The organism is Bradyrhizobium sp. 18BD, assembly GCF_054185225.1.
On sequence record NZ_JAVAYL010000005.1, the window covers coordinates 56,279 to 82,763 of the forward strand.

The 26,485-nt window shown below is 62.3% G+C and carries 25 protein-coding genes; 10 read left to right on the forward strand and 15 right to left on the reverse strand.

All coding sequences use genetic code 11. The annotated features are described in order from the left end of the window. From hisH to RAD16_RS10840, 3 genes are all read right to left on the reverse strand, one after another. Window positions 1–615, reverse strand: a complete 615-nt coding sequence (hisH, locus tag RAD16_RS10830; protein ID WP_458157855.1) for an imidazole glycerol phosphate synthase subunit HisH — start codon at window positions 613–615, stop codon at window positions 1–3. After that, window positions 612–1,751 carry an N-acetyl sugar amidotransferase gene (locus RAD16_RS10835; RefSeq protein WP_458157856.1) on the reverse strand — a complete coding sequence of 380 codons (1,140 nt, stop codon included), beginning with the start codon at window positions 1,749–1,751 and terminating at the stop codon, window positions 612–614. Before RAD16_RS10835 ends, hisH begins: the two co-directional genes overlap by 4 nt. Before the next feature lie 194 nt (window positions 1,752–1,945). Continuing rightward, window positions 1,946–2,686, reverse strand: a complete 741-nt coding sequence (locus tag RAD16_RS10840) for a glycosyltransferase (RefSeq protein ID WP_458157857.1) — start codon at window positions 2,684–2,686, stop codon at window positions 1,946–1,948. Between the two features lie 179 nt (window positions 2,687–2,865). On the opposite strand from RAD16_RS10840, the gene RAD16_RS10845 reads away from it, so the two are divergent. From RAD16_RS10845 to RAD16_RS10860, 4 genes are all read left to right on the forward strand, one after another. After that, complete coding sequence (locus tag RAD16_RS10845; RefSeq protein ID WP_458157858.1) at window positions 2,866–4,194, forward strand: oligosaccharide flippase family protein; 1,329 nt, start codon at window positions 2,866–2,868, stop codon at window positions 4,192–4,194. Window positions 4,195–4,239: 45 nt separating this feature from the next. Beyond that, window positions 4,240–5,130 carry a sulfotransferase gene (locus tag RAD16_RS10850; protein ID WP_458157859.1) on the forward strand — a complete coding sequence of 297 codons (891 nt, stop codon included), beginning with the start codon at window positions 4,240–4,242 and terminating at the stop codon, window positions 5,128–5,130. Between the two features lie 151 nt (window positions 5,131–5,281). Beyond that, the gene (locus RAD16_RS10855; protein ID WP_458157860.1) at window positions 5,282–6,145 is read left to right on the forward strand and encodes a hypothetical protein; all 864 of its coding nucleotides are present in this window, start codon (window positions 5,282–5,284) and stop codon (window positions 6,143–6,145) included. A gap of 11 nt (window positions 6,146–6,156) precedes the next feature. Further along, window positions 6,157–7,353, forward strand: a complete 1,197-nt coding sequence (locus tag RAD16_RS10860; protein WP_458157861.1) for a hypothetical protein — start codon at window positions 6,157–6,159, stop codon at window positions 7,351–7,353. 26 nt (window positions 7,354–7,379) lie between these two features. Here RAD16_RS10860 and RAD16_RS10865 read toward each other — a convergent pair whose 3' ends face one another. The 6 genes from RAD16_RS10865 to RAD16_RS10890 form a co-directional block, all read right to left on the reverse strand. Beyond that, a complete protein-coding gene (locus RAD16_RS10865; RefSeq protein WP_458157862.1) occupies window positions 7,380–8,207 on the reverse strand; it encodes an NAD-dependent epimerase/dehydratase family protein in 828 nt (275 codons plus the stop codon). A gap of 42 nt (window positions 8,208–8,249) precedes the next feature. Then, entirely contained in the window at window positions 8,250–9,476 is a 1,227-nt protein-coding gene (locus RAD16_RS10870; protein ID WP_458157863.1) for a methyltransferase domain-containing protein, read from the reverse strand. Continuing rightward, the gene (locus RAD16_RS10875) at window positions 9,473–10,033 is read right to left on the reverse strand and encodes a dTDP-4-dehydrorhamnose 3,5-epimerase family protein (RefSeq protein ID WP_458157864.1); all 561 of its coding nucleotides are present in this window, start codon (window positions 10,031–10,033) and stop codon (window positions 9,473–9,475) included. The genes RAD16_RS10870 and RAD16_RS10875 overlap by 4 nt, the downstream gene beginning before the upstream one ends. Continuing rightward, the gene (gene rfbG / locus RAD16_RS10880; protein WP_458157865.1) at window positions 10,030–11,115 is read right to left on the reverse strand and encodes a CDP-glucose 4,6-dehydratase; all 1,086 of its coding nucleotides are present in this window, start codon (window positions 11,113–11,115) and stop codon (window positions 10,030–10,032) included. Before rfbG ends, RAD16_RS10875 begins: the two co-directional genes overlap by 4 nt. Next, on the reverse strand, window positions 11,116–11,886 hold the full coding sequence (gene rfbF / locus RAD16_RS10885) for a glucose-1-phosphate cytidylyltransferase (protein WP_458157866.1): 771 nt from the start codon (window positions 11,884–11,886) through the stop codon (window positions 11,116–11,118). It abuts the gene before it with no gap. 169 nt (window positions 11,887–12,055) lie between these two features. After that, the gene (locus RAD16_RS10890) at window positions 12,056–13,045 is read right to left on the reverse strand and encodes a hypothetical protein (protein WP_458157867.1); all 990 of its coding nucleotides are present in this window, start codon (window positions 13,043–13,045) and stop codon (window positions 12,056–12,058) included. A 190-nt stretch (window positions 13,046–13,235) separates the two neighbouring features. Between RAD16_RS10890 and RAD16_RS10895 the strand changes: the two genes are divergently transcribed. Beyond that, window positions 13,236–14,576 carry an oligosaccharide flippase family protein gene (locus tag RAD16_RS10895; RefSeq protein WP_458157868.1) on the forward strand — a complete coding sequence of 447 codons (1,341 nt, stop codon included), beginning with the start codon at window positions 13,236–13,238 and terminating at the stop codon, window positions 14,574–14,576. 40 nt (window positions 14,577–14,616) lie between these two features. Here the strand turns inward: RAD16_RS10895 and RAD16_RS10900 are convergent, their stop codons facing one another. Continuing rightward, complete coding sequence (locus RAD16_RS10900; protein ID WP_458157869.1) at window positions 14,617–15,630, reverse strand: glycosyltransferase family 2 protein; 1,014 nt, start codon at window positions 15,628–15,630, stop codon at window positions 14,617–14,619. Between the two features lie 371 nt (window positions 15,631–16,001). On the opposite strand from RAD16_RS10900, the gene RAD16_RS10905 reads away from it, so the two are divergent. Then, entirely contained in the window at window positions 16,002–17,168 is a 1,167-nt protein-coding gene (locus tag RAD16_RS10905) for a hypothetical protein (RefSeq protein ID WP_458157870.1), read from the forward strand. Between the two features lie 40 nt (window positions 17,169–17,208). On the opposite strand, the gene RAD16_RS10910 is transcribed toward RAD16_RS10905, so the two are convergent. The 3 genes from RAD16_RS10910 to RAD16_RS10920 all read right to left on the reverse strand — a co-directional run bounded on the left by RAD16_RS10910 (window position 17,209) and on the right by RAD16_RS10920 (window position 19,951). Next, window positions 17,209–18,546 carry a hypothetical protein gene (locus RAD16_RS10910; protein ID WP_458157871.1) on the reverse strand — a complete coding sequence of 446 codons (1,338 nt, stop codon included), beginning with the start codon at window positions 18,544–18,546 and terminating at the stop codon, window positions 17,209–17,211. Between the two features lie 5 nt (window positions 18,547–18,551). Further along, window positions 18,552–19,415 carry a formyltetrahydrofolate deformylase gene (gene purU, locus RAD16_RS10915; RefSeq protein ID WP_458158185.1) on the reverse strand — a complete coding sequence of 288 codons (864 nt, stop codon included), beginning with the start codon at window positions 19,413–19,415 and terminating at the stop codon, window positions 18,552–18,554. Between the two features lie 113 nt (window positions 19,416–19,528). After that, window positions 19,529–19,951: a hypothetical protein gene (locus RAD16_RS10920; protein WP_458157872.1), complete on the reverse strand. Its 423-nt coding sequence runs from the start codon at window positions 19,949–19,951 to the stop codon at window positions 19,529–19,531. Between the two features lie 84 nt (window positions 19,952–20,035). Between RAD16_RS10920 and RAD16_RS10925 the strand changes: the two genes are divergently transcribed. Both RAD16_RS10925 and RAD16_RS10930 read left to right on the forward strand, forming a co-directional pair. After that, the gene (locus tag RAD16_RS10925) at window positions 20,036–20,878 is read left to right on the forward strand and encodes a uroporphyrinogen-III synthase (protein ID WP_458157873.1); all 843 of its coding nucleotides are present in this window, start codon (window positions 20,036–20,038) and stop codon (window positions 20,876–20,878) included. Between the two features lie 124 nt (window positions 20,879–21,002). Further along, the gene (locus RAD16_RS10930) at window positions 21,003–22,262 is read left to right on the forward strand and encodes an MFS transporter (RefSeq protein ID WP_458157874.1); all 1,260 of its coding nucleotides are present in this window, start codon (window positions 21,003–21,005) and stop codon (window positions 22,260–22,262) included. Here the strand turns inward: RAD16_RS10930 and RAD16_RS10935 are convergent. Next, window positions 22,259–22,933: a Crp/Fnr family transcriptional regulator gene (locus RAD16_RS10935; protein ID WP_458157875.1), complete on the reverse strand. Its 675-nt coding sequence runs from the start codon at window positions 22,931–22,933 to the stop codon at window positions 22,259–22,261. The genes RAD16_RS10930 and RAD16_RS10935 overlap by 4 nt on opposite strands. 336 nt (window positions 22,934–23,269) lie before the next feature. Between RAD16_RS10935 and RAD16_RS10940 the strand changes: the two genes are divergently transcribed. Next, entirely contained in the window at window positions 23,270–24,091 is an 822-nt protein-coding gene (locus tag RAD16_RS10940) for an ABC transporter ATP-binding protein (protein ID WP_458157876.1), read from the forward strand. Beyond that, entirely contained in the window at window positions 24,088–26,019 is a 1,932-nt protein-coding gene (locus RAD16_RS10945) for an AMP-binding protein (RefSeq protein ID WP_458157877.1), read from the forward strand. Before RAD16_RS10940 ends, RAD16_RS10945 begins: the two co-directional genes overlap by 4 nt. A gap of 68 nt (window positions 26,020–26,087) precedes the next feature. On the opposite strand, the gene RAD16_RS10950 is transcribed toward RAD16_RS10945, so the two are convergent. After that, window positions 26,088–26,453: an endonuclease domain-containing protein gene (locus RAD16_RS10950; RefSeq protein WP_458157878.1), complete on the reverse strand. Its 366-nt coding sequence runs from the start codon at window positions 26,451–26,453 to the stop codon at window positions 26,088–26,090. Window positions 26,454–26,485 lie beyond the last annotated feature (32 nt).

Consider the following 26,485-nt stretch of genomic DNA (forward strand, 5'->3'; position numbering starts at 1 on the left):
TCAAAGCTCGGCGAAGTTCTTGAGAAGCCGCATGCCGTAATTGTGGCTCTTCTCGGGATGGAACTGGACGCCGTAGATGTTGTTCGCGCCTACGGCACAATTGAAGGCCATGCCGTACTCGGACGTGGCCAGGACGTTGTCGTTGGAGGCGCAATCGAAATAGTAGGAGTGCAGGAAATAGAAGCGGGAATCCTGTTCGAGACCGTCGAACAACCGCGCGCCGTTCTTCGGCACCACGTCATTCCAGCCCATGTGCGGCAGGCGCGCCGGGCGCGGCAGCCGGCTTTCGTCGAAACGCCGCACCCGCCCCTCGATCCAGCCGAGGCCGGCGAGCTTTCCTTCGTCGCTCGAGCCGGCGAGGATCTGCATGCCGACGCAGACGCCGAGCACAGGGACCTTCCGGTTCATCACGAGATCGTCGACCGTGTCGCGCATGCCCGAGGCGTCGAGCAGCTCGATGGCATGGTCGAAGGCGCCGACCCCCGGCAGAATCAGCTTGGTTGCACCATCGAGGTCGGTGGCGCCGGTCGCGATCTTCGCCGGGACGTTCATCCGCTTGTAGAGGTTGGCGAAGGCCTGGACGTTGCCGAGCCCGTAATTGATGATGGTGATCATCGGAATATCCGGTTGTCCAATCCGAGCACGTTCGAGATCTTGGCACCGAGGGTGATCATGAACAGGTTGTTCTTGTAGTCGTGGAACGACTTGTTCGGGCCGTCGAAGATTTTCTGGAACTCGGCGACGGTCCAGCCGAGCTTGGTCGCCACATACTCGAATTCGTGGCGCAGCGTCTCCTCGTCGAGCTCGGGCTTTTCGAGGCGCTTGAGCGCTTCGTCACGCGTCATCTGACCGGTCAGGATCTCGCTCGAGAAATAAGCGCGGCGCTTGTCATAGCCGAACTTCCGCGGGGTCCAATAGGCCTCATAGAAGCGGGTGAAGCGCGACTCGTAGTGCTTCTGCGGATAGGGCTGCCAGCCGAATTTCTCGGTCAGTTCGCGAATCGCATCCTTCTTGATGAAGGGAACGCTGTCTAGCAGCTTGATGACCCGCATGCCCTTCACCAGGCGATAATACAGCCGGTACTTCAGAATATCGCAGGTCGGAAACGTCTTGAGCTCGCGCGCGCCGAACTTCTTGTGGATGTCGTGCACGTGCACCATGTCGGTCGAGAAATAGGTCCACTCGATCGATTCTCGCACGCACTCGGTCGAATTGTTGCCGCCCGTGATGACGTATTTGAAGCCGTTCTTGGCAGCGAAATTGTACATCGCCGAGAACAGCGCCAGATCCTGCGGCTGGTCCTGAAAGGCGACCTGGGACAGGAAGAAGGCCCGCTGCAGGTCCTTCATCTCCTCCCAGTTGACCACTTCGGTCACCAGGTCGAGGTGCAGGCCTTCGATGATCTTCTGGATATTGCTGACGCCGAGATCGGAGTTCCAACCGGTGTCGCAATGGAACATCAGGGGCCGCAGCCCGAACTTTTCCTTGGCGACGTAGGTGACATAGGAGCTGTCGAGGCCGCCACTGATGCCGATGATGCAGTCGTGGTCGCGGCCCTTGCCCTCTTCCTTGATCTTCTCGATGAGCGGCATGATCTCCTGGGTGCCGCGCTCATTGGGGTGCCAGTTCGGCTTGATATTCTCATGAAAGTTGCAGCAGTACTGGCACCAGCCGCGCCCATCGAACTGAAGTGTCGAGTCGCTGGTGTCCATGACGCAGTTTGCGCAGATCTGGTAGGGTCGGGCCGCCATTCGGGAATGCTCTAAGAAACTCGTGTTCCGGGTACGTCAATTCGGTCGCCAGGGTACGTTGTCCCCTTTAGTCGGTCTGGCATAGCAGATAAATACCTATTGCAGGCGGGACCCGGACCTATTTTTGCACCCGCGGCGTTATGCCCGGCTAAACGGCCATTTCCCGGCGGGTGCGCGCCCGCCGAAAGGCCAGATCACGCCGGCAGCCGGCGTCGGCGAGCCTCCAGCTCGGCCATGCTGCGAAGGAATATCCAGCGGGACCATAGCTTGCGGGACAACGGACGATTCGACACCGTGCTGGTGGTGTTGCTGTCGTGCCGCCGCTTGCGGAGCGTCTTGTCGTCGATGTGGAGGTTGGAGCCGATCTGGTTGGCCGCCAGGGCAATCCAGAGGTCATGGGACTCCACATAGGCCGGAATCGGCACAATCAGCGGGACCAGCCTGCGCTGGAAAGCCATGGCGCAGCCGAAATAGTTGGTTTTGCCGACGAAAATCTCGAGAATGTTGCTCCAGTGCCGTTTCGACGCCTGCGACGATACGCCATCGAAAGGGACGTCCAGCGGCCGTTCGTCCGCATCCATCCATTCGAAATTGCTCGACACCAGGGCCGCCCCCGACGTCCGCAGGCTCTCCACCATCCGATCGAGCCGGCCCGGCAGCCAGATGTCATCCTGGTCGGATAGGAAGATGGTATCGCCCTGCGCAAGCTCGATGGCCCGGCCGAACGAATAGATTTCGCGCCGGTTGACGGGGTTCCGATGGACCGCAATGCGGGCGTCCCCGATGCCTTCGATGACCTCGACCGTCCGGTCGCGGGAGCAATCATCGACGACGATGACCTCGTCGTCGGGGCCGATCTGCTCGAGGATCGAGCGCAATTGCCGCTCGACATAGGCCTCGCCCTGATACGTCGCGATGCAGACGCTGACCTTCATTCCGGCGACCCTGCCCGGGACGCGGCGCTGTCAGAACCAGTCCAGATCAACCAAAAGCACATCATCATCACCAGGGCGCCATGGTGCCTAGCAGCTATGCGTGCGAAACCAAATAGCGATTGTTGAACGTCGACAGTTCCTTTAAGCCGTCCGCGGATCGTTGCAACGCAAATTGGCGAATGAATTCAGGCTTTCTGACCTCGAACTTGCGAAGGCTGGCGAACCGCAACGCGATCGGGGCCGCCACCGCCCTGACGATGCAGATCGCCGGTGCCGCATTGTCGCTCCTGCTGAGCCTGCTGCTGGCCAAGCTGATCGGGGCCGCAGGCCTCGGTCTTTATTTCCTGAGTGTGACAAGCACCGAGGTATTTTCCACAATTTCGCGGCTGGGACTGGAGACTTCCGCCCTGAAATTCATCTCGATCGCCAGAGCCGGCGCCGAGCCCGGGACTGTCGCGACCGTGTATCGCAAATGCGTCGGGATCGCTGCGCTCTCGGCCGGCCTGATGGTCCTTCCGGCCTGGCTGATCCTGACCTGGGCGCCGATCGGGGCGAGCGAACACGCTGAGTTCGCAGCGCTCGTGCCGCTCCTGTTGATCGCACTGATCCCGGTGACCGTCCTGTCCGTGCAAACTGAAGCCTTCAAGGCGCTCGGGCGCCCGGGGACCGCCGTCTTCACCCAAACCGTCCTTCCGCAGTCGACGCTGCTGCTGCTGTCGCTGGTCCTGGCCTGGCAAGGCCTGGCAACGACCGCCAACATCCTCGCGTCCTACGCCTGCGCATTCCTCGTCGCGATGCTTCTTGCGCTCCTGCGCTGGAAGATCGCCGTCAAGGATGTCTGGCGGAAGGCGAACTTCTCGACCGCACTCCTGCTCCGCACCAGCCTGCCGATCCTCATCGTGACGAGCCTGAACCTCGTGATGGCCTGGACCGACACGCTTGTGCTCGGCATTCTGTCGACCCCCGACCAGGTCGGCGTCTATGGCGTGGCGCTTCGCGTTTCGATGACGAGCGCGTTCGTTCTGATCGCGATCGGCAGCGTCGTCACGCCGCAATTCGCCGCACTCCATGCCAGCGGACGGCATACGGAACTGGAGGCGCTGGCCCGCCGAAGCTCCTTCTGGGCCACGGCCATCGCGTTGCCCCTGATCCTGGTCTTCGTGCTGTTTCCCGCGGAAATCCTCGGTCTCTTCGGCCACCAGTTCGTGGTCGGGATCTGGCCGCTCAGGCTGCTTGCCCTGGCGCAATTCGTCAATGTTTCGACTGGACAGCTCACTTCCCTGTTGATTATGACCGGCCACGAGAAGCTCATGCGCAACAACATGATCTTCTCGGCGTTCCTGAACCTGGTGGGCAATCTCGTGCTGGTCCCCCCACTCGGCGCACTTGGCGCGGCGATCAGCACGGCGATCTCAGTATCGGTGATGAAGATTATCGCCTGGTGGATCGTACGGCAAAAGCTTCGGATTAATACGATCGGTTATCTGAAACTCAATTCATTGAAGTGATGCCGGCATTCGTGTCGGGCAGTCACAGGCGGACAGAGACACATTATGCGGAACCCCGTGATCTTCATCGGAATGCATCGTTCCGGGACCAGCATGCTCGGACGCTTGCTGGAAGACCTCGGCATGTTCTTCGGCACACGGAAGGATGAGAACAACGAGGCCCTGTTCTTCCAGGATTTGAACGAATGGCTGCTGAGCCAGTGCGGCGGCCGCTGGGACTACCCGGCGCCATTCAACGAATATTTCTGGCGCAACGACGACGTCGCCAAATGGACCGACATCTATCTTCGTAACCTCCTGGCGAGCCCGCGGTCGATCCAGTTTCTCGGGCTGCGACGATTTCTGTCGGGCCGGATGAACGGCCTCAACGGACCATGGGGCTGGAAGGACCCGCGCAACACCTTCACGCTCCCGATCTGGCTGAGGATCTATCCGAACGCGAAGGTCGTCTCCATCGAGAGGAACGGCGTCGACGTCGCGCAATCCCTGTTCGCCCGGGAAATCAAGGTGCTCAAGGAGGCACCGGATTTCTATCGGCGCTACCGCGCGATCTTCTTCCTGCATCCGCGCCGCGCCGGCTTCGCACACTCCCCGCGATGCCTTTCGCTCGAGGATGCGTTCTCGCTCTGGGAGGAATACACGACGCAGGCTGACGCGGTGACGGCCAGCCTGCCACAGGAGCGCGTGCTGACGCTGCGTTACGAGGAGGTGCTGGCCGATCCCGTCAAATGGCTCACCAGGACCGCCGCGTTCTGCGATATGGATGCCTCGAGCGCCCAGATCGAACAAACGGTCAAGAGCATCCGCGCCGACCGTGCCCAGGCCTACGAGTCCAATCCCGAGCTCAAGAGGTTCGCGGCCAGCCGCGCCGAAGCGCTGGCGGCGCGCGGCTATCAAATCCCAAGCGTGGCTTCGCCGGCGATCAACAGCAAATAAGGCTGCCTCCGATCGGCGCATGCCGCAGACAACGGACCGCGCGTACCCGTCCGGCGACAGACGGGAACATGTCGCAACCGCTTCACAACGATGTGTATTTGATCGATAGTGTCCACGGGACGGCTATTTCGCAAAATGGGGGCTGAGCGCATTGATCCGGTCGGGAGAACGAGGCAACGGAAGCAAGGAAAGGGTCTTCAGCCAGGAGCTGGCGCTGGCAATTTTCGACCACATTTGGTTCCTGGCAATTGGATCAATAGCAGCGGCCCTGATCGCATACGTTACTGTGTCGCAGGCGCAGCCTCGATACCGAAGCAGTGCATTGTTGCGGATCGACAAGCCTAGCGCCAGATCGATGGAGCAGTTGGTGACGTCACCGCCCGTGGCGCACCAGATCCTCTCCAAACATGGAGCCGGCGGCGACATCCCCGACACGCAAGCGCTGTTCCTCACTCAGAACTTTCATCTCATCGACCCTGAGCCCGGCATCGAGCGTCCTGGAGATCGCCTGTATCGCCTGGATCTCGATGATTCCGATCCTCGGCGCGCGCAGGCGATTGCGACCGATCTGATTCAGACATGGCTGGCCTCGACGCGTCCCGTGGGGACAGCTCGCGACTCTCTCGAGGCTGAACTGGAGCGCAACAAGCTCGCCGCCACCGAGAATACGAAGTTGCTTGATGAGCTGCAAAAGGAGACGACCAAGCTCCTGGCGCCAAACAGCTTGTCCGGCGAACTGGCGACCCCCATTTCCGCCCTCATCACCAAACGCGACCAGAATTTGTCGACAGTGAACAGGCTGAGCGATCAATTGAAAGGCGTCACTGCAGACGTGATTGTGGTTCCGCCTCACCTGCCCCAGATTGCGATACCGACGCGTGCGAGAGCCAGCGCCGTGCTCTTCGGCATCGCGGCTCTGCCCCTATTGCTGGCGCTCGTTCTCCTGGGCCGCTATCTGGCACCTGGACGATCGCCGTATCAGGTGCTTCTGCGTCGCTCTCGACCGATGGGGTGACCGGACGAAGCATGCTCAAGAATCCCTTTCTCGTCTATATAGCGGCATTCGGATCCGCGATTGCGATCTATCAGCTCGGCTGGTCCGATCTCTATCCGCCCTTGACGCGGGATCTTCTGCTGTTCTTCGGCTTTACGTTTCTCGCCTCTGTGCTGCTGGCGCGGTTGATCGGGCCGTTCATCAACCAGACGCAGCACTACACTCCCGGACTGCTGTCCGATTATGCCACGTTGTTCGTGATCGGAACCTTTATCGGCGAGATTGCGCTCAATGGCATACCGCTCATCTACGTTCTCCGCGGTGCCAAATTCTACGCGCTTGAGGCAAAGGCCAGCCATCTTCACGCGTTCACATTCTGGAGCGTTTTCTCGGCCATCCGCTTTGCCGATTTTCTGTATTCGCGGCGTTATCGCTATCTGGCCGAAGCTGCATTGCCCATGCTCTTCTACATCTTGTTCGTCTATCGCGGGCCCGCCATCATGTGCCTGCTGTCATGGATGTTCATTTTCGTCACCTGGAAGGGGGCATTCAAGCGCAAGCACATCGTGTTCGGAACGGCGGCTTTGGTGCTCGCCGGCTACCTCAACGGAATCATGGGCGATGTCCGCTCGCCGGGGCAGGAGAAAGTCGGTGGGCCATCGGCCGCGTTTCAGGATTCGGGGGTACCTCGAACCTACTTCTGGACGTATCTCTACGCGACTTCCCCGCTCGCCAATTTCCAATTGGCGGTCTCAACGACCCCACCCGGGCAAGGCACCGTCCTCGAGTTCATAGCCAGCGAGTTGTTGCCCGACACCCTGTCCAAGAAAATCCTGCCGATGCTCAACGACAGGATCCAGACCGGAAGCGGAAATCTTGCCACGCGAGACGACCTCTATAGCTGGAATCTGCCGCAGGTCGCCGCCGGCATCAACATCGCGACGTTGTTTGGACGATCCTACGGTTATTTCGGCTGGATCGGTCCGGTCATCATGTTCGCCATGCTGTCCGCGCTCATAATTATTTATGCGATCCTGATCCGGAACTCGCCCTATCGCGTGCCTGCGCTTGCGCTGTTGAACGTTCTCGTCGTCTTCTGCTTGTTCAACAACATGCTGGCGTCCGCCGCCATGCTTCCACAGCTCGTATGGCCACTCCTGATCCCGCCCTGGCGGCATCGCGAGGCCCGCGCTGACGATACGGCATCCGAGGAAGTCCACGCTGTCTAGTCCAGGCGCAGAATGATCCTTGCCGGTCAGTCCGAGCGCGACGGCTCGCCCCAAAATGCCATCGGCTCGTAATCCGCGTAGGGCATCTCGCCGTATTTCGGCCTGATGCTCCAGCCGTTCTGGCTGATCCTGGTCTCGACGAACTCGCGGACCGAAATCGGGTGGCCCGAGCAGACGTTCACCGGTCCACGCTCGGCCGGCGCGAGCGCGAGCGCCACCAGGCGGCGCGCGACCTCGTCGACCGGCAGATAGTCGCGCAGTTGCTCGCCGCCGGACATCGGAAACTCCGCCCGGCCCGCGAGGGCGGCGGCCTTCAGGGACGGCCACAGCGACGTTGCAGGCTGGTCGTCACCATACATGTAGAACAGCCGGGCCCAGGTCAGGCGGAAGGGACAGTCGGCTTGCAGGGCCTGCAATCGCCGGCGGAGGGTGTCCTTGGCCGCCCCGTAAGGCGTGGTCGGGCGTGTCTCGGCTGCGGCCGCAAGCGCTCCTGACTGCAAGCCATATTCGAGACAGGTGCCTGCAACCACGAGCGTGGACAGGCCATTGCGGACGGCGTTCTCGAGCAGGGCAACATGGCGCGGCAACTCGGTCTCGACGTGATATTGCGAGCGATAATGGGGCAAGCCGCCCCAGGCGAGATGCAGCCACACGTCCGCTCGGTCGAGCGCCGCAAAACAATCCGCCGGCGGATCGGCAAGATCGAGCGGCAGCCACCGAAGCTTTACCGTCCCCGATCCCGCCAACGCGCCTCCGGGCCGCCCGCTGGCGACGACTTCGACATCGTGACGGGCAAGCTCGGCCAGCACATGCCGACCGACAAAGCCTCGTGCGCCGGTGACAGCAACCTTCATCAGACCGTCCACTGCAAGAGGCGCATCATTGCCACTGCCCGCTCAGACAACATCCAGCGCCGGCACCGCGGTGACGAAACGCGTGTCGGACAACCCCGCGCTTCGCAACTGATCCATCACTTCGGACTTCAGATTCCACGGCAGGATCACGACGTAGTCGGGCCGCTCAGTGAGCAGCTTTGCTTCGTCGACGATCGGAATCCGGCTGCCGGGCATATACCTGTCCTGCTTCGCCGGATTGCGATCGACCACATAAGCGATGAGGTCGCGGCGGACACCGGCAAAATTCAACAATGTGTTGCCCTTGGCCGCCGCGCCATAGGCGGCCACGCGCTTGCCCGCGCGCTTCGCCTCGATCAGGAAGCCGAGCAGGTCATCCTTCACCTTTTCGGCGCGCGATCGGAAACCGCTGTAGCCGGCCGCGGAGGAAAGTCCGGCGGCGGACTCGCGCGCCAGGAGCTGCGCGATGCGGTCGGTGACCACGTGGCTGCCGGATGCCGCGCGTTGCGTGAACACGCGCAAGCTGCCGCCATGGGTCGGCAACTCCTCGACATCGAACATGGCGAGCCCGTTGTGGCGGAAGATCTTCTCCAGCGCCGTCAGCGACAGGTAGGAGAAGTGCTCGTGATAGATCGTGTCGAACTGGTTTTCTTCGATCAGCCGCAGCAGATGCGGAAACTCGAATGTCGCAACACCGCCCGGCTTGAGCAGATTGGCGAAGCCCGCGAGAAATCCGTTGATGTCGGGCACATGGGCGAGAACATTGTTGGCCGCCATCAGATCGGCCTGCTTGCCCGCAGCCGCGAGCCGGGCGCCGACTTCCGCACCGAAAAACTCTTCCAGCGTCTCGATCCCCTTCTCGCGCGAGGCGCGCGCCGTGGAGGCGGTCGGCTCGATGCCGAGACAGGGGATGCCGCAGCCCTTCACATATTGCAGCAGATAGCCGTCATTGGATGCGATCTCGACCACATGGCTGTCGCGTCCCAGATGGAAACGTTCCACCATGTCGGCAACATATCGCTCGGCATGCTGCAACCAGGTCGTCGAGAAGCTGCTGAAATAGGCATATTCCGCCGAGAACAGCTCGTCGGCCTGCGCGAAATCCAGCGTCTGCGCCAACCAGCACTGCTCGCAGACCATGACCTTGAGCGGATAGGTCTTCTCTGGCCCGAGCAGGCCTGCCGCAGACAGATAGGCGTTCGACGGCGGCGAGCTGCCGAGGTCGATCAGTTCGAGCTTGAGCCTTGCGGCGCAGTGCCGACAATTCATGATGTTATCCCATCAAACGACGGCGGCAGCAGGGGATGGCGACGGTCGCGCTCTGACAATTCGGCCAGCGGCAGCGGCCACGCGATGCCGACGCGCGGGTCCTCAACGTGAATCGCGCCCTCGCTCACCGGAGCATAGGCGCAACTGTGAAAATAGAGCAGCTCGCTGTCCGGCATCAGCGTCTGGAAGCCGTGCGCGAACCCTTCCGGGATCAGCAAGGCGCGGCCGTTGTCCTCGGACAATTCCACACCGTGCCATTTCAGGAATGTCGGCGAGCCCTGGCGCAAGTCCACCGCTACGTCGAATACCTTGCCGCGGATGCAGTTGACGAGCTTCATTTCGGCGTGCGGTGGATGCTGAAAATGCAGGCCGCGCACCGCGCCGCGCGTACGTGTCAGCGTCTGATTGATCTGGGCGATGGCTTTGCTCCAGCCGGCCGCAGCCAGCTCCTCGGCGCAGAACAGGCGGCTCAGAAAGCCGCGCGCGTCCGACAGCCGGCCGCGCTCGACGAGCTTCAGGCCTGCAAGCGGCGTGTCGGTGACCGTGAAGCGGCTCATGCGGACGGTCTCCGCGCGGCCATCTCGAAATCCGCAATGTCCTGCAGGCAGAGGCTTCGCGCGTCCTGCCGCTCCTCGCTGCGCCGATACCAGGTCAACGTCCGTTCGACCGATTGTCCAAGCTGCCAGCGCGGCGCAATGCCGAGCGTGTGCCGGGCCTTCGCCGTCTCCAGCGCAAGCCAGCCGGCCTCATGAGGACCTTCCTGGCCCCCTCCCCACGTCACCTCGCCCTTGCCATAGGTTTGCCGCGCAAGTTCCACGACGGTGCGGACGCTGGCCGCTTCGGACGTATCAGGACCGAAATTATAGGCACCCGCGAGGTCCGGGCGCAGCCAAAGGCGCTCGGCCAGCCGTAGATATCCCGCTAGCGGCTCGAGCACATGCTGCCAGGGCCGGAACGCATCCGGCCGCCGCACGATCAGGGACTGGATCGAGCTCCAGGCACGCACCGCATCGGGGATCAGGCGGTCGTCGGACCAATCGCCGCCACCGATCACATTGCCGGCGCGGGCCGAGGCCAGCGCCACGCCGGCGTTGGCAAGGTAGGAATCGCGATAGCTGGCGATCACGATCTCGGCGGCAGCCTTGCTGGCGCTGTACGGATCGTGCCCACCCAGCGCATCCGTCTCCCGATAGGGATAGACGTCCTCGATGTTGCGGTAGACCTTGTCTGTAGTGATTGCGACCACCACGCGCACGGACGTCGTTGCACGAACGGCTTCCAGCAGGTTCGCGGTGCCCTGTACGTTGGTTGCGAACGTCTGCAACGGCTCGCGATAGCTCGTCCGTACCAGCGCCTGTGCCGCGAGGTGCAACACCACTTCGGGCTTGGCAGCCTGAACGCGCTCCGCGAGCAGCTCGGCGTCACGGATGTCGATCGAATGACCTTCGATCAGTTCATCGATACCGGCGAGCGCAGCAAGACTCGGCGTCGTGGACGGCGGCAGGCTGACGCCGACCACGCGCGCACCGAGCCGGTGCAGCCAGAGCGCGAGCCAAGCCCCCTTGAAGCCGGTATGTCCCGTCAGCAGGACACGCCGGCCCGTCCAAAATGAAGGATCGGGATTGATCTGCCCGGTCATCTACCAGATCTTCCACGGCGCCTTGCCGCTCGCCCACAGTTCTTCCAGCAGGTTCTTTTCGCGGAGCGTGTCCATCGGCTGCCAGAAGCCATGATGCGGATAGGCCATCAACTCGCCGCGCGCGGCGAGCTCGGTCAAAGGCTGGTTCTCCCAGGACACCTGATCGTCGGCGACGAGATCGATGCAGGCGGGCGACAGCACGAAGAACCCGCCATTGATGACGGCGCCGTCGCCGCGGGGCTTTTCGGCAAATGCCGTCACACGATCGCCCGACCGCTCCAGTGCGCCGTATCGTCCAGGCGGAGTGACAGCGGTGATCGTCGCGAGCTTGCCGTGGCCGAGATGGAAGTCGATCGAGCCACGGATATCGACGTTGCTCAGGCCATCGCCATAGGTAAAGCAGAACGCCTTTTCGTCCCTGAGATGGTCGGCGACGCGCTTCAACCGGCCCCCGGTCATGGTGTCGTCGCCGGTGTCGATCAGCGTGACGCGCCAAGGCTCGGCTTTGCGCTGATGAACTTCCATATGGTTCTTCGTCATGTCGAACGTGACATCGGACATATGAAGGAAGTAGTTCGCAAAGTACTCCTTGATCACGTAGCCCTTGTAGCCGCAGCAGATCACGAAGTCGTTCACGCCGTGCGCGGAATACAGCTTCAGGATGTGCCACAGGATTGGGCGGCCGCCAATTTCGACCATCGGTTTCGGCCTGACGGAAGTCTCCTCGGAAATTCTGGTTCCGAGGCCGCCTGCTAGAATAACGGCTTTCACAAGTGGTATCCCGTTCCCCTCGTATCGGGCAGGTAGTGGGTCAAATCGACGCGGATTGTCAATACCGGAGCATTGATCGATTGGTCTCGTCAATGCGCACGCCGCCAGTCACTTTCGGCCGCGGCCGGCCCCAAAGTTTCGGCAGGTGCGAGTTTACCATGGGCCTGGATTAGCTGAAACTGCGCGGCGTGGGCGTGTCGTCGTCCCAGTTCCAGGGATGAACCCAACTGAGCTTCTCCAGATATTGGCGGTGCGCAGGGCTCGCCTCGCTGAAGTTCGCTGTGCGATTGTCCGCAACGAGAAGATTTTCCTGCTCGCCCACCCGGAATGTGGAAGACGATTTCCATTCCGGTATTCGATACACCCTGCCGTGCCGATCGATGACAACGGGCTGTAAGCCCTGTGTCAGGATCTGCTTCGTCATGGAGCGGCGCCCGCTCTCGAATCCGTAGGTATCGGATTTCGATTTGAAGCTTGGCAAGTCCAGCGTGAGGAAGCGAGCCCGGTCCATCATGAACGCATTCGTTCGAAGATGGGGGTTGGGAAACCGGCCAAAGCGATAATACCTGACCGCGTAGTCGAACGGAGCGGAGAGATACAGTTTCGCAGCACGTCCCCTGCCCCCGCGCGCGTTGCCGCCGTCAAGCGGCACATGCTCGACGGATTGATGAAGCTGAGCCGGCAAGCCGAGCATCCTCCGCACCAGGAAAACCATCGTCGCCTCCGGGCCGGCGGTGTTCGCCGCCCAGGAGCCCGTCGCACCGACCACACCGACTTCGGGACGATCCAGAGCCCGATCGAAATGCTCTAACCAGTTGTCCGCCAGGATCCGGCTGAACGTATTGAGGAACACCAGACGGCGGTTGGACACGAGCCTGGCCGCCTTCACATACGCGCCGACGTCAAAGCCCAGATCGTCCACTTCCACGGCGTTGATGGGAACGCCGGCAAACAACGTCCGGGCTCGCGCCAGACTTTCCCGATCCGGAAATCCCTTGAAGACGACAGTCAGGTCGTGATCCCGGCCGGCGGGATGACCAAGATAGCTCTCCAGAAAACGATGAACCGGTCGCTCTCCCTCGGCGAAGCGACAAAGATAGATGATCCCTACGTCCCGCACGGCAGTTCCTGTATCCATCGATACGGCATCCCGCACCATGCCGTTGACCTACACAAGACGCGCAGCATCGCCAACCCGATTCAGTGCTTGTCGGCGATTTCTTCCGCCCGTATGTTCCGCCCCGGACGATCTCAGAGGCCAGCGTCAGCTCCCGGCTCTCGATTCCCAGCCACGACAGAGCAAGCCCATGTGACGGGCGGCCAGGACGCCGTCCTCCTTCCGGAGTCAAATGAAGACATTTCGCCGGTACTTGAACCGCAACTCCATCGGGGCTGCCAGCGTTTTTTCCGCGATGGTTGCCGGTGCGGGCTTCTCGTTCCTGTTCAATGTGCTGCTGGCACGCATGATCGGCGCCTCCGGAGTCGGCCTCTATTTCATCTCGACGACCATCGTTGACATCGGGGCGACCATCTCGCGTCTCGGCCTGGAGAGCGCCGTTCTCCGCTTCACGGCCATCGCGAATGATCGCGGCGACCGGGCCAGCCTCGCCGCGCTCTATCGAAAGAGCCTGGGGTTGGCCATCGGCGCCGCAATCATCATTGCCGTTCCCGCCTGGCTGATCATTTCAATGATCGGTCTCGGCGGAGAGAGGGCCGGCGAGCTGCGCGCCATGCTTCCGCTGGTGGTGCTCTCGTTCGCCCCCGTCGCCGTGCGTGCCATCCAGGCCGAATTCTACAAGGGAATTGGTGCGCCCGGGACCGGCGCCATGGTCCACTCGGTGCTGCCGCCACTCGTGTTGCTGATCGGGGGCGGAGTTCTCTGGCAGACCGCCGCGATCGATTTCCAGGAAGTGATCGTCACTTACGTTGTCGTGGCCTTCGCTTGCATGATCGTCGGCTTCGCGCTCTGGAACCGCCGCATGCCCGGCCTGTGGCGGCAGCAAGGCGCGTTCGACACGCGGCTTCTGCTGCGAACCAGCCTGCCGCTGCTGTTCGTGAGCTTCGGCTATCTTGCGATGAACTGGACGGACATCCTGGCTCTCGGCAGCTTCGCCAGCCCGAGTGAAGTCGGCGTCTATGGCGTGGCGCGGCGTCTTACAATCCTGACGACGACCTTCGTGATGGCCTCCGTGAGCAGCGTCGCGGGGCCGCAGTTCGCGGCTCTGCACGCCCAGCACGACACCGCAGCACTGGCGCGATTTGTACGCCAGTGCACATTCTGGATGCTGGCGGCCACCCTTCCCGTCATCCTGGCGCTCCTGATCTTCCCGGGCCTCGTTCTCGGGCTTTTCGGCCCGCAGTTCGAAGAGGGAGCGTGGCCACTTCGCATCCTCGCGTTTGGTCAGCTCGCCATGATCGTGGTTGGCCCGGTCGAAAGCCTGCTCATCATGACCGGCCATGGAAAGCAGATGCGCAACATCATCGGAGCGACGGCGATTGCCAACGTCATCGGCAATCTGCTGCTGGTCCCGTCATACGGAGCCATCGGCGCGGCATCCAGCACTTCGGCTTGTCTGATCGGGATGGAGATCGCTTGTCTATTGATGGTCAGAAGGAAACTGAACATCACGACATGGAGCGCCCGGGTCCGACAGCCGGATCGCGAACGGCAATCAGCCGCAGCGCCTTAGGACTCCTGCCGCCGATTTGACCGAACGAGCACCCGTCAGCTCATTCCGCATGCATCCAGAAGCGGCGGTACATCCCCCACAGTGGGATCGCGGTCCGGCGCATTGGCGACATGTTGAGCACCTCGACGAGCTTGATCGGCAGCGACTCGCGGATCGAGGCGGCCAGCGCGGGCTCGCGCTTGCCAAGCGACGCGACGATCTTGTCCGCGGCCCCGGCATCAATCCTGCGGCCCATCTGACACGCTTCCAGCAGCGCCAGGATGTACAGGTTTCGATGATATCTGTGCATGAAGCCGGCAAAGTGCTTCGACACCACGGACCGAGCGTCGGCATCCGACACGATGTAGGAGTCGACAAAATCCGCGAACTGATTGAGTCCGAACAGCAGAGAGGGCCAGGCCGCCGGCTGCGTGGTCGATTCTTTTCGAGGGTGCATCCGGATCGCGCAGAGGTCGGCCGGGTCGAACGCCTTGTAGCCGCCCTGCATCAAGGACAACCACAGCGCATCATCCGCGAAAAAGAGCCGCTCAAAATGCGGGATGCCGCCGATCCGATCATAGTCATCCGAACGCATGACGACTCCGGTCCCGCTGACGTCACGCTGGTAAGTCAACCGGCCTTCCAGATATTGCGCCGGAGTCTCTCGCTCAGGGACGGGCCGACACGCGCGAATCGTCTGGCCAGCGGTGTCGATGAAGCGAAAGCCGGTCTGATAGAGCTTCGCATCGGGGAACCGCTCGATGGTGCGATTGATCGTGAGCAGGAAGTCGGGATCGAGCAGATCGTCGTGCCCGATCAACGTCATGTATTCCCGCTTCTCGACCCCGACAGCGCGCGCCCAGCTATCGACGATCGAGAGCGACGACGACGAGCCGTAGAGGCGAATGCGGCCGTCCTTCAGGGACCTGAGCCAGGGAACGGTGCCGTCGGTGCTTTGATTATCCAGGACGATTAATTCGAAATCCGGGTGGGACTGGGCCAGAATGCTCTGGACGCATTCCTGGACATACGGCCAGCCGTTACGAACGGGTAGGATGACACTGAAGCTCGCCACAGCATTGAATCCCGGGTCGCACGCAGTAAGCGCCCGACAATATCGTGCTCAACCTGGAGCATCCACAAAAAGACCGCTTTTCGGCACGAGGCAGGATCAGCGGCCGGCCTTGATATCCACACCTCCCTCACAAATGCAAGTTGCATGATTGCAATCAATTGTGTCGCTTAATTCGGCACTTCGGGTCCGGCAGTCTCGTTCAGTCATCTCGGCCCGCAGATAGCAAAAAGCCTCCGAGAAAGCCGCTCCCACAAGGCCGATCGTGTCACAGGGCGCGCCTCGGCAGGCGTTCCCGCCCCGGAGGGGAACGAGGCTTGATTCAGCCTCCGGTACGAGGATAGGTTCGCCGCCACTCGGAGGAAACCGTTCCTATGCTCGCCAATCCGTTCCTGATTTACATTCTCACCTTTGGCAGCGCGCTTGCGATCTATCAGTTGGGATGGTCCGAAGTGTATCCCCCGACGACACGGGGCATTGTGCTGTTCTTTGCATTCAGCTTTTGCGTTGCGGGCGCCGTTGGCTGGCTGGCGCAATCCCGCGTTCGCTCGATACGGGCATACCGTCCAGGTCTGCTGCCGGGCTGGGCGATCGTCGTGCCTCTCGCCTGTTTTGCGGCCGACCTCATCTATGCGGGCAGCGTTCCCCTGATCGACTTGGTCCGCGGGCAGTTCCACTACACGTCCTTCCGAGGCATGCCCTCGCTGCATGTTTTCGCGGTCACGTTCGGCAGCGTGTTTTCCACCATCCGCTTCGCCGACTTCCTCTATGAGACGGACCGCGTGCGCTGGCGCTATCTTGGCGAGGCTGCGATTCCGATCATCTTCCTTCTTTCGATCGTCTATCGCGGACCGGCACTGATCGTGCTGACGTCATGGGTTTTCGTCTTCCTCATTTATCTGCCGCGCATCCGCGTGAGCCATGTCGTGAGTATGATCGCTCTCGGAGGACTGCTGCTCTTTGGTGCGGCCAAATTAGGCGAGGCGCGAAGCGGCAATGTCAATGGCCTGGGACATGCGACTGAAGCATTCCACGGATCAAACGTTGGACCTGTCGCGTTCTGGCTGTTTCTCTATTCAACCGGCCCGCTCGCCAATTTTCAGTACGCTGTCTCGACGGTCAAGCCGGCCCATGATCTGAACAGAATTCCAGAGTACATCGTGAGCGAACTGCTGCCGGATACGATTTCGCATCGAATTCTACCCCGGCTCGGTGCAAGCCCGGACAGGAACATTCCCGAGTTCTCGGACAACTTCAACGTTTCGAGCATATTCAGCCGATCGTGGATATTCTTCGGATGGATCAGCATCCTGACAACGTTCGCTGTGTTCATCTTCATCTTATACGCCTATCTCGGCGTGATCCGCACTCTGCCGCTGGCCGTTCCCAGTCTGGCGCTGCTCAACACATTCGTGGTCTACAATCTGTTCGACAACATGATTGCGACGACGAGCATAGGCATTCAGCTCTTGTGGCCGCTTCTCCTCGGCCTGCTCCTGAAGAAGCGAGCCTCATTCGAGGCGGCCCCATTGCGGGCCTGACACAAGGCGGCCAGCGAATTTGGTCGATAACCTCAGTGCGTTAGCGTTCTTCGCTGCGGGCGAACAACGCTTCCCGCGGCATCAGGTACCAAAGCAAAAAGAGCAAAACTCCGCCATGCGTCAGCAAGGTCGTCGAAAGCGGGGCGTTCAGGAGATTTTGCGCAAGCATGGCGCCGGAGACCAGAACGAACGACGACGGCAAGCCGGCCGAAGCGCGATTGCCGAAGGCGATCACCAGACCACACAGGAAGACTGTGACCGGCGCATACAACCAGCCCACGGAGGCGATTCCCTCGGTCGCAAGTAGCGAAGCGTTGTAGGTCCCGCCGCCCGGAAAGTAATTCAACATCACTACCCCCAACTGGTCTTGATAAGGGCAGCCGATGATGGGCTTCAACAATTTGATCTGGCAGAAATGGGTAAGCTCATGCTGGGAGAAGAACTCGTTGTAGAGGTCGAGTGCAAGCGAAGGAACCGCGAGCAAGCGGAAGTTCACCAGGAAGTGGTAGGCACCCACGAATCTGACAACCGGACCTTGGCCACCGAGGAAGGTGAACATCAGCACGCCCGCCAGGATCGGCAGCAACAATGACAGGACAACCACGATCCTGGCCTCGAACAACCTGGCAAGCACGGCCATCACGATCAGCCAGACGGGCGCGAAGAACGTCATCTTGCTGACGGCGACCGGGTAGTAGAGCAGCATCAACACCACGACTGCGCCTGCCTGCCAGAAAGCCCTCCGCCCGATGCAGTATGCGAACACGAACGGCAGGAGCGAGCCCGACGTCATGCCGATCAGATAATTGAGACTCGTCGGAAGCGCGTCGGTCCGCAGCGTGGATGCCTCACCGGGCGATACGAACCTGAAGTTATAGGCCGCCCCGACCGCGACAGTTGCCACGCAGACCAAAAGAATCGCCAGGAGCAGGCGGTCGAATGCTCTGATGGACAGCTTTCGAATCTGCGGCAAAGGCGAGGATATGAACAGCACCGGCAAGAGGAAGACGATCACCGATATCGCCGCGGACAGCCTTGCCGCCTCGTGGTCATAGCTGCGAAGCGAGAAGAACGACAGCCACAGATAGCCGAGCACCGCGCCACAGAGATAGAAGCCCACGAGGTAGCCAATGCTGAACTCGGCGACGACGAAAAGCAGAAAGACCGGCGCGAAGATCGCGACCGTGACCACGGCCGATGTCAGCGTAAAGGTGTCATAGGCGATGCGATAATCGACATAGAGCTTCGCGACGTTTGCGGCGGACACGCAGAAAGCAACCACTGAAAGCGCGATCAGCAGCGCCAGGACCGGGCGCGTCGACCAAGCCCCGTTCATGGAGCCGGAACCCGACGGAGCATTGACGTCATTCTCCTTCAATAGGTCTAATCCACGAACACGACTGTCTTGCGGCCGTTGAGGATCACGCGGTCGTCGAGGTGGTAGCGGATCGCCCGCGCCAGCACGCGGCGCTCGATGTCACGGCCCTTGCGGACGAGATCCTCCGGCGTATCCCGGTGGCTGATGCGCTCGACGTCCTGGTCGATGATCGGACCCTCGTCGAGGTCGCGCGTGACGTAATGGGCGGTCGCGCCGATCAGCTTCACACCGCGCTCATGGGCCTGGTGATAGGGCTTCGCGCCCTTGAAGCCCGGCAGGAACGAGTGATGGATGTTGATGCAGCGGCCGGACAGCTTGGCCGACAGGTCATCCGACAGGATCTGCATGTAGCGGGCGAGCACCACGAGATCGGTTCCGGTCTTGGCGACGAGATCGAGGATCTGCGCCTCCTGCTCGCTCTTGGTCTCCCTGGTCACAGGCAGATAGTGGAACGGGATGCTGCCGAAATCGAGCCCGGCATAGACCTCACGGGGATGGTTGGAGAGGATCGCGGCCAGGGTCATCGGCAATTCGCCGGTGCGCCAGCGGTAGAGGATGTCGACGAGGCAGTGGTCGGACTTCGACACCAGCAGCATCACCTTGCGATGCGCGGCGCGGTCGCGCATCTGCCACTCCATGCCGAAACGCTCGGCGATCGCGGCAAAGCCGGTCTGGAGCGCGGACAGTTCCACGGCAAGATCGGCCGCGGTGAACACGACGCGCATGAAGAACTTCCTGGTCTCGACATCATCGAACTGCTGGGCGTCGAGAATGTTCTGTCCGGAATTCGCCAGGAAGGTCGACACGGCCGAGACGATGCCGGGGCGATCCGGACAGGACAGGGTCAGAACATATTGATGATCGGGCATGGCGCTGACTGAACTTTGGGCAAGGACCTTGGACAAGTCGATGAAAATCTGGATTCGCACCCTGCTCTATCATCGGGAGCGCCGCCGGGCCAACCTCTTAGATGACTGCAATATTACCAGGGACATGATGGCGGCTGTCCCCACCAGCCCGTATTACGGGCACCGACCTCCACGATGCACATCGCGGGCAGACCGGGCTTCTTGAAGTGATAGCGCAGTCCGTAGCTCTTGCCATCGACCGATACGTAACGGGCCGCCGGGTCGGGATCGCTGAATTTGACGCGAGAGCCAAATACCGCGCTGCTGTTCGCCAGCACCTCGGTGACCGCGGCAACAGGGACATCATATTTTTGCAGAACCGGATAGAGAGCCGGATAAGCTCCCTTTGTCGTGTGATAGTCGTCCAGCAGGCTCATCAGCACGCGTGCGTCGCGGACCCGCGGTTCGAAGAACTCCAGCCGGTGCAGATACAAATATCCGAAATAGGCAGCCAGGACCGCCACGACAACGACGGCTATTCTGAGGAACTCTCGCATAGCTTGCTGTATCATCGTTGGTGACCTTGCGCCAATCCCACGCCCGGAGGCAGGATGAAGCGCCCACTGCACTGGAGCACGCCCATGGCCGACCGTTTGACCGGCACCCGCATCCTGATCCTGGAAACCCGCGAGGAGGCGCAGTTCTCCAAACTCCTGGCCGAGCAAGGCGCCGAGGTCGTGCAATGCCCGATGTTCACCATCCAGGATGCGCCGGACCCTGCCCCGGTCGAGGCCTGGATCCGCCGCACCATCGACAAGCCGTTTGACGACCTCATGCTGATGACCGGCGAGGGTCTGCGGCGGATCGTGAAGCTTGCGCGCGCGCGCCAGATCGACCAGGCCTTTGTCGCGGCACTCGCCACAACGCGAAAATTCACGCGCGGGCCGAAGCCCGGCAAGGCGCTGCGCGAAATCGGGCTCGAGGCCCAGCAGACCACGGAGAAGCCGACCACCGAGGGTGTGATCGAGATGCTGGGCAAACTCGACCTGAAGGGACGCCGCCTCGGGCTTCAGCTTTATCCGGACAAGGACCATAGCGTGCTGACCGGTGCGCTGGCCGCGCAAGGCGCCGAGGTCGTTACCGTGTTGCCTTACGTCTACGATTCCAAGGCGGCGGACGCCAACATCGTCGCCGCCATCGACGATATGGCGGAGGGGCGGATCGATTCCATCGCGCTGACCAATCTCGGCCAGGTCCGCCGCCTGATCGAGGCGGCGAAGGCGCATGGCAGCGAGGCCAAGCTGCGCGCGGGATTCGAGCGCACGCTGATCGCCTCGGTTGGACCGGCAGTCTCGGGCGAACTCGCCACGCATGGCTTGCGCACCGATATCTCGCCCGCGGATGAGGCCTATTTCATGCGTCCGCTGATCTCGGCGATGGCAGCGGCGCTCGCAGAGCGCAAGCCGAGAGCTGCGACGAGGTAAGAGCCCGGCGCAGAGGCGGCCCGCGGCGGCTGCGATTGACACGCAGATCGCCAGCGCTACGTTGCCGAACAGAAACAAGAAGCAGCAAGGGCAAGGGAAGCGCCGTGACACGCGTCATCGCGTTGTGAGCGCAGCCGCACGGCGTTCGGCGCTCGCACCATTTCGCATCCGCAACTATCGTTTCCAGTGGCCCTCCGACCTGCTCACCTCCTGGGCGTTCGAGGTCGAAACGCTTGTGCTCGGCTGGTACATCCTGGTCGAGACCGGTTCGGTGCTGCTGCTGACCATTCTGGCATCGCTGCAATATGTCGGAACGCTGGTCGCACCGGTGCTCGGGATGGTCGGCGACCGCATCGGTCACCGCGACCTCCTGGTCGTGCTCCGCCTCGCCTATACGGCGCTCGCCTCGACCATCATGGCGCTGGCGCTGACCGGCCATCTGGCACCGCTCAACGTCATGATCATCGTGGCGATCATGGGCCTGATCCGCTCCTCGGATCTCGGCATTCGCAGCGCCCTGCTCGCCGACATCATGCCGGCCGAGCAGCTGGTGGGGGCGATCAGCCTGTCGCGGACAACGCAGGACAGCGCGCGCATCGCCGGCGCGCTGACGGGCGCCGGGCTGTTCGCCGTGCTCGGCATCGGGCTCGTCTATGCGGCGGTCGCCTGTCTTTATCTCATGTCCACGGCGCTGATGCTGTGCGTGACCCGGCCGGCAAAGTCACTGGCAGCGGATCACGCCACCGGCGAACACGCCAGCTTAAAGCTGCTGCGCGACCTCAAGGAGGGAATCGTTTACGCGTGGAACGGACCCGGGATGGGCGCGGCGCTGTGCGTCGCATTCCTCGCCAACCTCACCGCGTTTCCGTTCACGCACGGACTGCTGCCCTTCGTCGCGCGGGACATCTTCCATACCGACCAGACCGGCCTCGGCTATCTCTCGGCGAGCTTCGCCGTCGGCTCGCTGATCGGCTCCATCACGCTCAGCCTCGTCAGCGGGCTGCGCATTGCCCGGCTTCTGATCGGCGCAACGCTGGCCTGGTACACGATGCTGCTCGTGTTCGTCGAGATCAGGACCATGCCGGTGGCGATGGCCTGCCTCGTGCTCGCCGGCATCGCCCAGAGCATGTCGATGATCTCGGCGGCTGTGATCCTGATGCGGACGGCCAGCGCCCATTTGCGCGGCCGCGTGATGGGCGTGCGCATGATGGTGATCTACGGGCTCCCGCTCGGGTTGCTGGCGGCCGGCAGCCTGATCGACATCATCGGCTATTCCGCGACAGGATCGCTCTACGCGGTCGCGGGCATCATCGCGATGCTGGCGATTGCAATCCGCTGGCGCGCCGACCTCTGGCCGGTGCACGCGCCCGCCAATGCGCGCTAATCCCCGTAGCCGCGCAGCCGCTCGACATCGAGGATGGTGACGCCACCATATTCCAGCCGGAGCAGCCCCTCCTTCTCCAGCCGGTTGAGCGCGCGGTTGGCATTCTGGCGCGACATGCCGGACAGCGCCCCGATCTCCTCCTGGGTGATCTCCAGATGCGCCGTCGATTCCGGATAGAGGATCGGGTTGAACAGCGAAGCGATGCTGCGGGCGAGACGCGAGGTGGCATCCAGCGTCCGGTTGACCTCGAGCATGCCGATGAACTGGCCGAGCCGCTCGTTGAGCTGGCGCACCAGGAAGCGGTTGAAGCCGACGCTGTTCTCGAACAGCCACATGAAGGCGGTACGATCCATCAGCGCGACGCGGCTGTTGCGCAGCGCGACCACGTCATAGCGGCGCGGCTCGTTCTTGAGCACGCTGCCCTCGCCGAACCAGGCCCCGGCCGTCAGCCCGGCCAGGCTGGTCTCCTTGCCGTCGCGCGAGACCCCGCCCATCCGGGCTAGGCCAAAGACCATGCCGGCCCAATAATCGAACGTGTCGCCGCGCATGAACACGGTCTCGCCGGTGCCGTAGGACCGCTCGGTGATTCCGCAGCGGGCGACCTCGATCTCCGCTTGCGTGAGCTCGCGCGACCACGCGGCGACGCGCTTCAGATGATCCTCTGAAATCATGATCCCGAAGCCAGCCGCACCGTCTCGTCACCCCGTCCTTTTGCTGCAACGCAACATGCTCGCTTCGACCGCCATCCGACGAAAGACGGAGGCCGCTGCCGCCCGAAAAACTTTGTCGCAGAATTGTCAGGCGGGAGACATTTCAAGATAGCGCTTTCCCCTATTGAGGACCACCTCGGGCGATGCGGCTTTTGATCCCAACAGGAACGAAAGTGCGCGGCTCCGGTGGAGACCATCTGCTGCATGGCCTCGCCGGCAAGGCCGTATTAGGATCGCCCGACAGGAAACCGACGAAGAGCGCCGCAGAATGCGCCATCACCGGGAGGGATTTGTTTGGTGGCTACCAGTCTCGAAGTGCGCGGCGTGTCCCTGCGATTCGGCGGCGTTCGCGCTCTGACCGATGTCAGCTTCGCCATCAACGAGGGCGAGCTGTTCTCGATCATCGGCCCCAACGGCGCCGGCAAGACCTCGATCGTCAATTGTATTTCCGGTCGCTACAAGCCGACCGAAGGGCAGCTCGTCTATGGCGGTCGCGATATCACCGGCCTGACGCCGAACGCGCGTGCCTCGCTCGGCATCGGCCGCACCTTCCAGAATCTGGCGCTGTTCCACCACATGAGCGTGCTCGATAACATCATGGTCGGCCGCCATCACCTGCTGAAGAACAATTTCCTCACGGGATCGCTCTACTGGCTCACCGGCGCGCGCAAGGAAGAGCTCGCGCACCGCCGCAAGGTCGAGGAGATCATCGACTTCCTCGACCTCCAGTCGGTGCGCAAGGCGACCGCCGGGACCCTCTCCTACGGCCTGCGCAAGCGCGTGGAGCTTGCGCGTGCCATGGCGCTGGAGCCGCGCCTCATCCTTCTCGACGAGCCGATGGCCGGTATGAATTTCGAGGAGAAGGAGGACATGGCCCGCTACATCGTCGACCTCAACGAGGAGTTCGGCATGACGGTGGTGATGATCGAGCACGACATGGGCGTGGTGATGGACATCTCCCACCGCGTCATGGTGCTGGATTTCGGCCGCAAGATCGCCGAGGGCGATCCGGGTGCCGTTCTGGCCGATCCTCACGTCAAGCGCGCCTATCTCGGCGAAGAGGACGAGACGCTGGTCGATCCCGACGATGCGCCGCCGGCGCAGGAGAGCGCGGCATGATGGATTATGCGGGCCGCGTCGCGCAGGCCGACACCTATCCAAAAATGCTCCGGCTGAACGCGAAGGAGCACGGCAACGAGATCGCGCTGCGCGAAAAGGATCTCGGGCTCTGGCGCATCTTCACCTGGAACGACTACCACACCCGCGTGCGCGATTTCGCGCTCGGTCTGATCGAGCTCGGTCTTGGCCGCGACGACGTCATCAGCATCATCGGCGACAACCGGCCGGACTGGGTCGCGGCGGAAGTCGCGACGCATGCGATCGGCGGATTGAGCCTCGGGCTGTATCGCGACGTGCTGGACGAAGAGGCCGCCTATCTCCTCACCTATGGCGAGGCGCAGCTCGTCTTCGCCGAAGATGAGGAGCAGGTCGACAAGCTGCTCGCGCTCGCCGAGCGCGTGCCGAAACTCAAGCACATCATCTATTCCGATCCGCGCGGCATGCGGAAATATGACGATCCGCGCCTGATGTCGGCGGAAACTTTCGCCGAGCTTGGGCGTGCCCGCGCCACGCGCGAGCCCGACCTGTACGACAGGCTGGTCGATGCCACCAAGGGCGAGGACGTCGCGATCCTCTGCACCACGTCGGGCACCACTTCGCATCCCAAACTCGCGATGCTCGCCGCCGGCCGCGTGCTCGGACATTGCGCGACCTATCTCGCCTTCGACCCCAAAGGCCCCGACGACGAATATGTCTCGGTGCTGCCGCTGCCCTGGATCATGGAGCAGGTCTACGTGCTCGGCAAAGGCCTGCTCTGCCGGATGAAGATCAACTTCGTCGAAGAGCCCGACACGATGATGAACGATCTGCGCGAGATCGCGCCGACATTCGTGCTCTTTGCCCCACGGGTCTGGGAATCGATCGCTGCCGACGTCCGCGCCAAGGTGATGGACGCAACGCCCTTCAAGCAGCGGCTGTTCGATATCGGCATGAAGTCGGGCCTTGCCGCGCTGGCAGCGGGCAAGCGTTCCGGTTTTGCCGACGCGATCCTGTTCCGCGCGCTGCGCGACCGGCTCGGCTTCACCCGGCTGCGCTCGGCCGCCACCGGCGGCGCGGCGCTTGGGCCTGATACGTTCAAGTTCTTCCAGGCCATGGGCGTGCCGCTGCGCACGCTCTACGGCCAGACCGAGCTGCTCGGGGCCTACACGCTGCATCCCGCGGGCAAGGTCGACCCTGACACGACCGGCGTGCCGATGGCCGAGAGCGTCGAGATCCGCATCGACAATGCCGACGTCCACGGCGTCGGCGAGATCGTGGTGCGGCATCCCAACATGTTCCTCGGCTATTACAAGAACCCCGAGGCGAGCGTTGCCGACATCAGGGACGGCTGGATGCTGTCGGGCGATGCCGGCTATTTCAACGCGAACCGCCAGCTCGTCGTCATCGACCGCATCAAGGACCTCGCCGAGACCTCGCGCGGTGAGCGCTTCTCGCCGCAATTCATCGAGAACAAGCTGAAATTTTCGCCCTATATCGCGGAAGCCGTGGTGCTTGGCGCCGGCCGCGACGCGCTCGCCGCGATGATCTGCATCCGCTACTCCATCATCTCGAAATGGGCGGAGAAGAACCGCCTCTCCTTCACGACCTACAGCGATCTCGCCTCGCGGCCGGAGGTCTATACGCTGCTCCAGAAGGAGGTCGAGACCGTCAACGCCACACTGCCGCCGGCCCAGCGCATCTCGCGCTTCCTGCTGCTTTACAAGGAGCTGGACGCCGACGATGGCGAGCTCACCCGCACCCGAAAAGTGCGCCGCGGCGTCATCAACGAGAAATACGAAGGCATCATCGACGCCATCTACCGCGGCGATGCCGACATCCCCGTCGACACCGTGATCCGCTTCCAGGACGGCACCACGCAAAGAGTGCGCACGACGCTCCGGGTCGTGGATCTCGGCGGACACGGGCACATGGCGGAGGCCGCGGAGTGAGACAGGTATCCGTCGCGAACGGTGCTACCCTTCGCCTCTCCCCGCTTGCGGGGAGAGGCCGGAGCGCGTCAGCGATCCGGGTGAGGGGGAGCCTCCGCGAGGGCGGTGACAATCGTTTCGAGAACCCCGACCAGATTGCTCGACACATCGTTGTTCCAGAACCGCAGGATTCGATAGTTTCGATCGGCCAGCCATTTGTCGCGCACGGCGTCGCGCCGGCTGTCGGCGTGCTGGCCACCATCCACCTCGACGATCAACCGCGCCTCGCGGCAAATGAAGTCGACCGTGTACGGGCCGATCGGCTCCTGCCGAACGAATTTGTAGCCGCTCAGCCTACGGGCGCGCAGGCGATACCAGAGTTTTCCTTCCGCATCCGTCAACGCCGTTCGCAAATGTCTGGCGCGTTCGGTCTTGGATTCATCAGCACCTCGCATGCGGAGACTCCCCCTCTCCCGCCGCGCGTTCC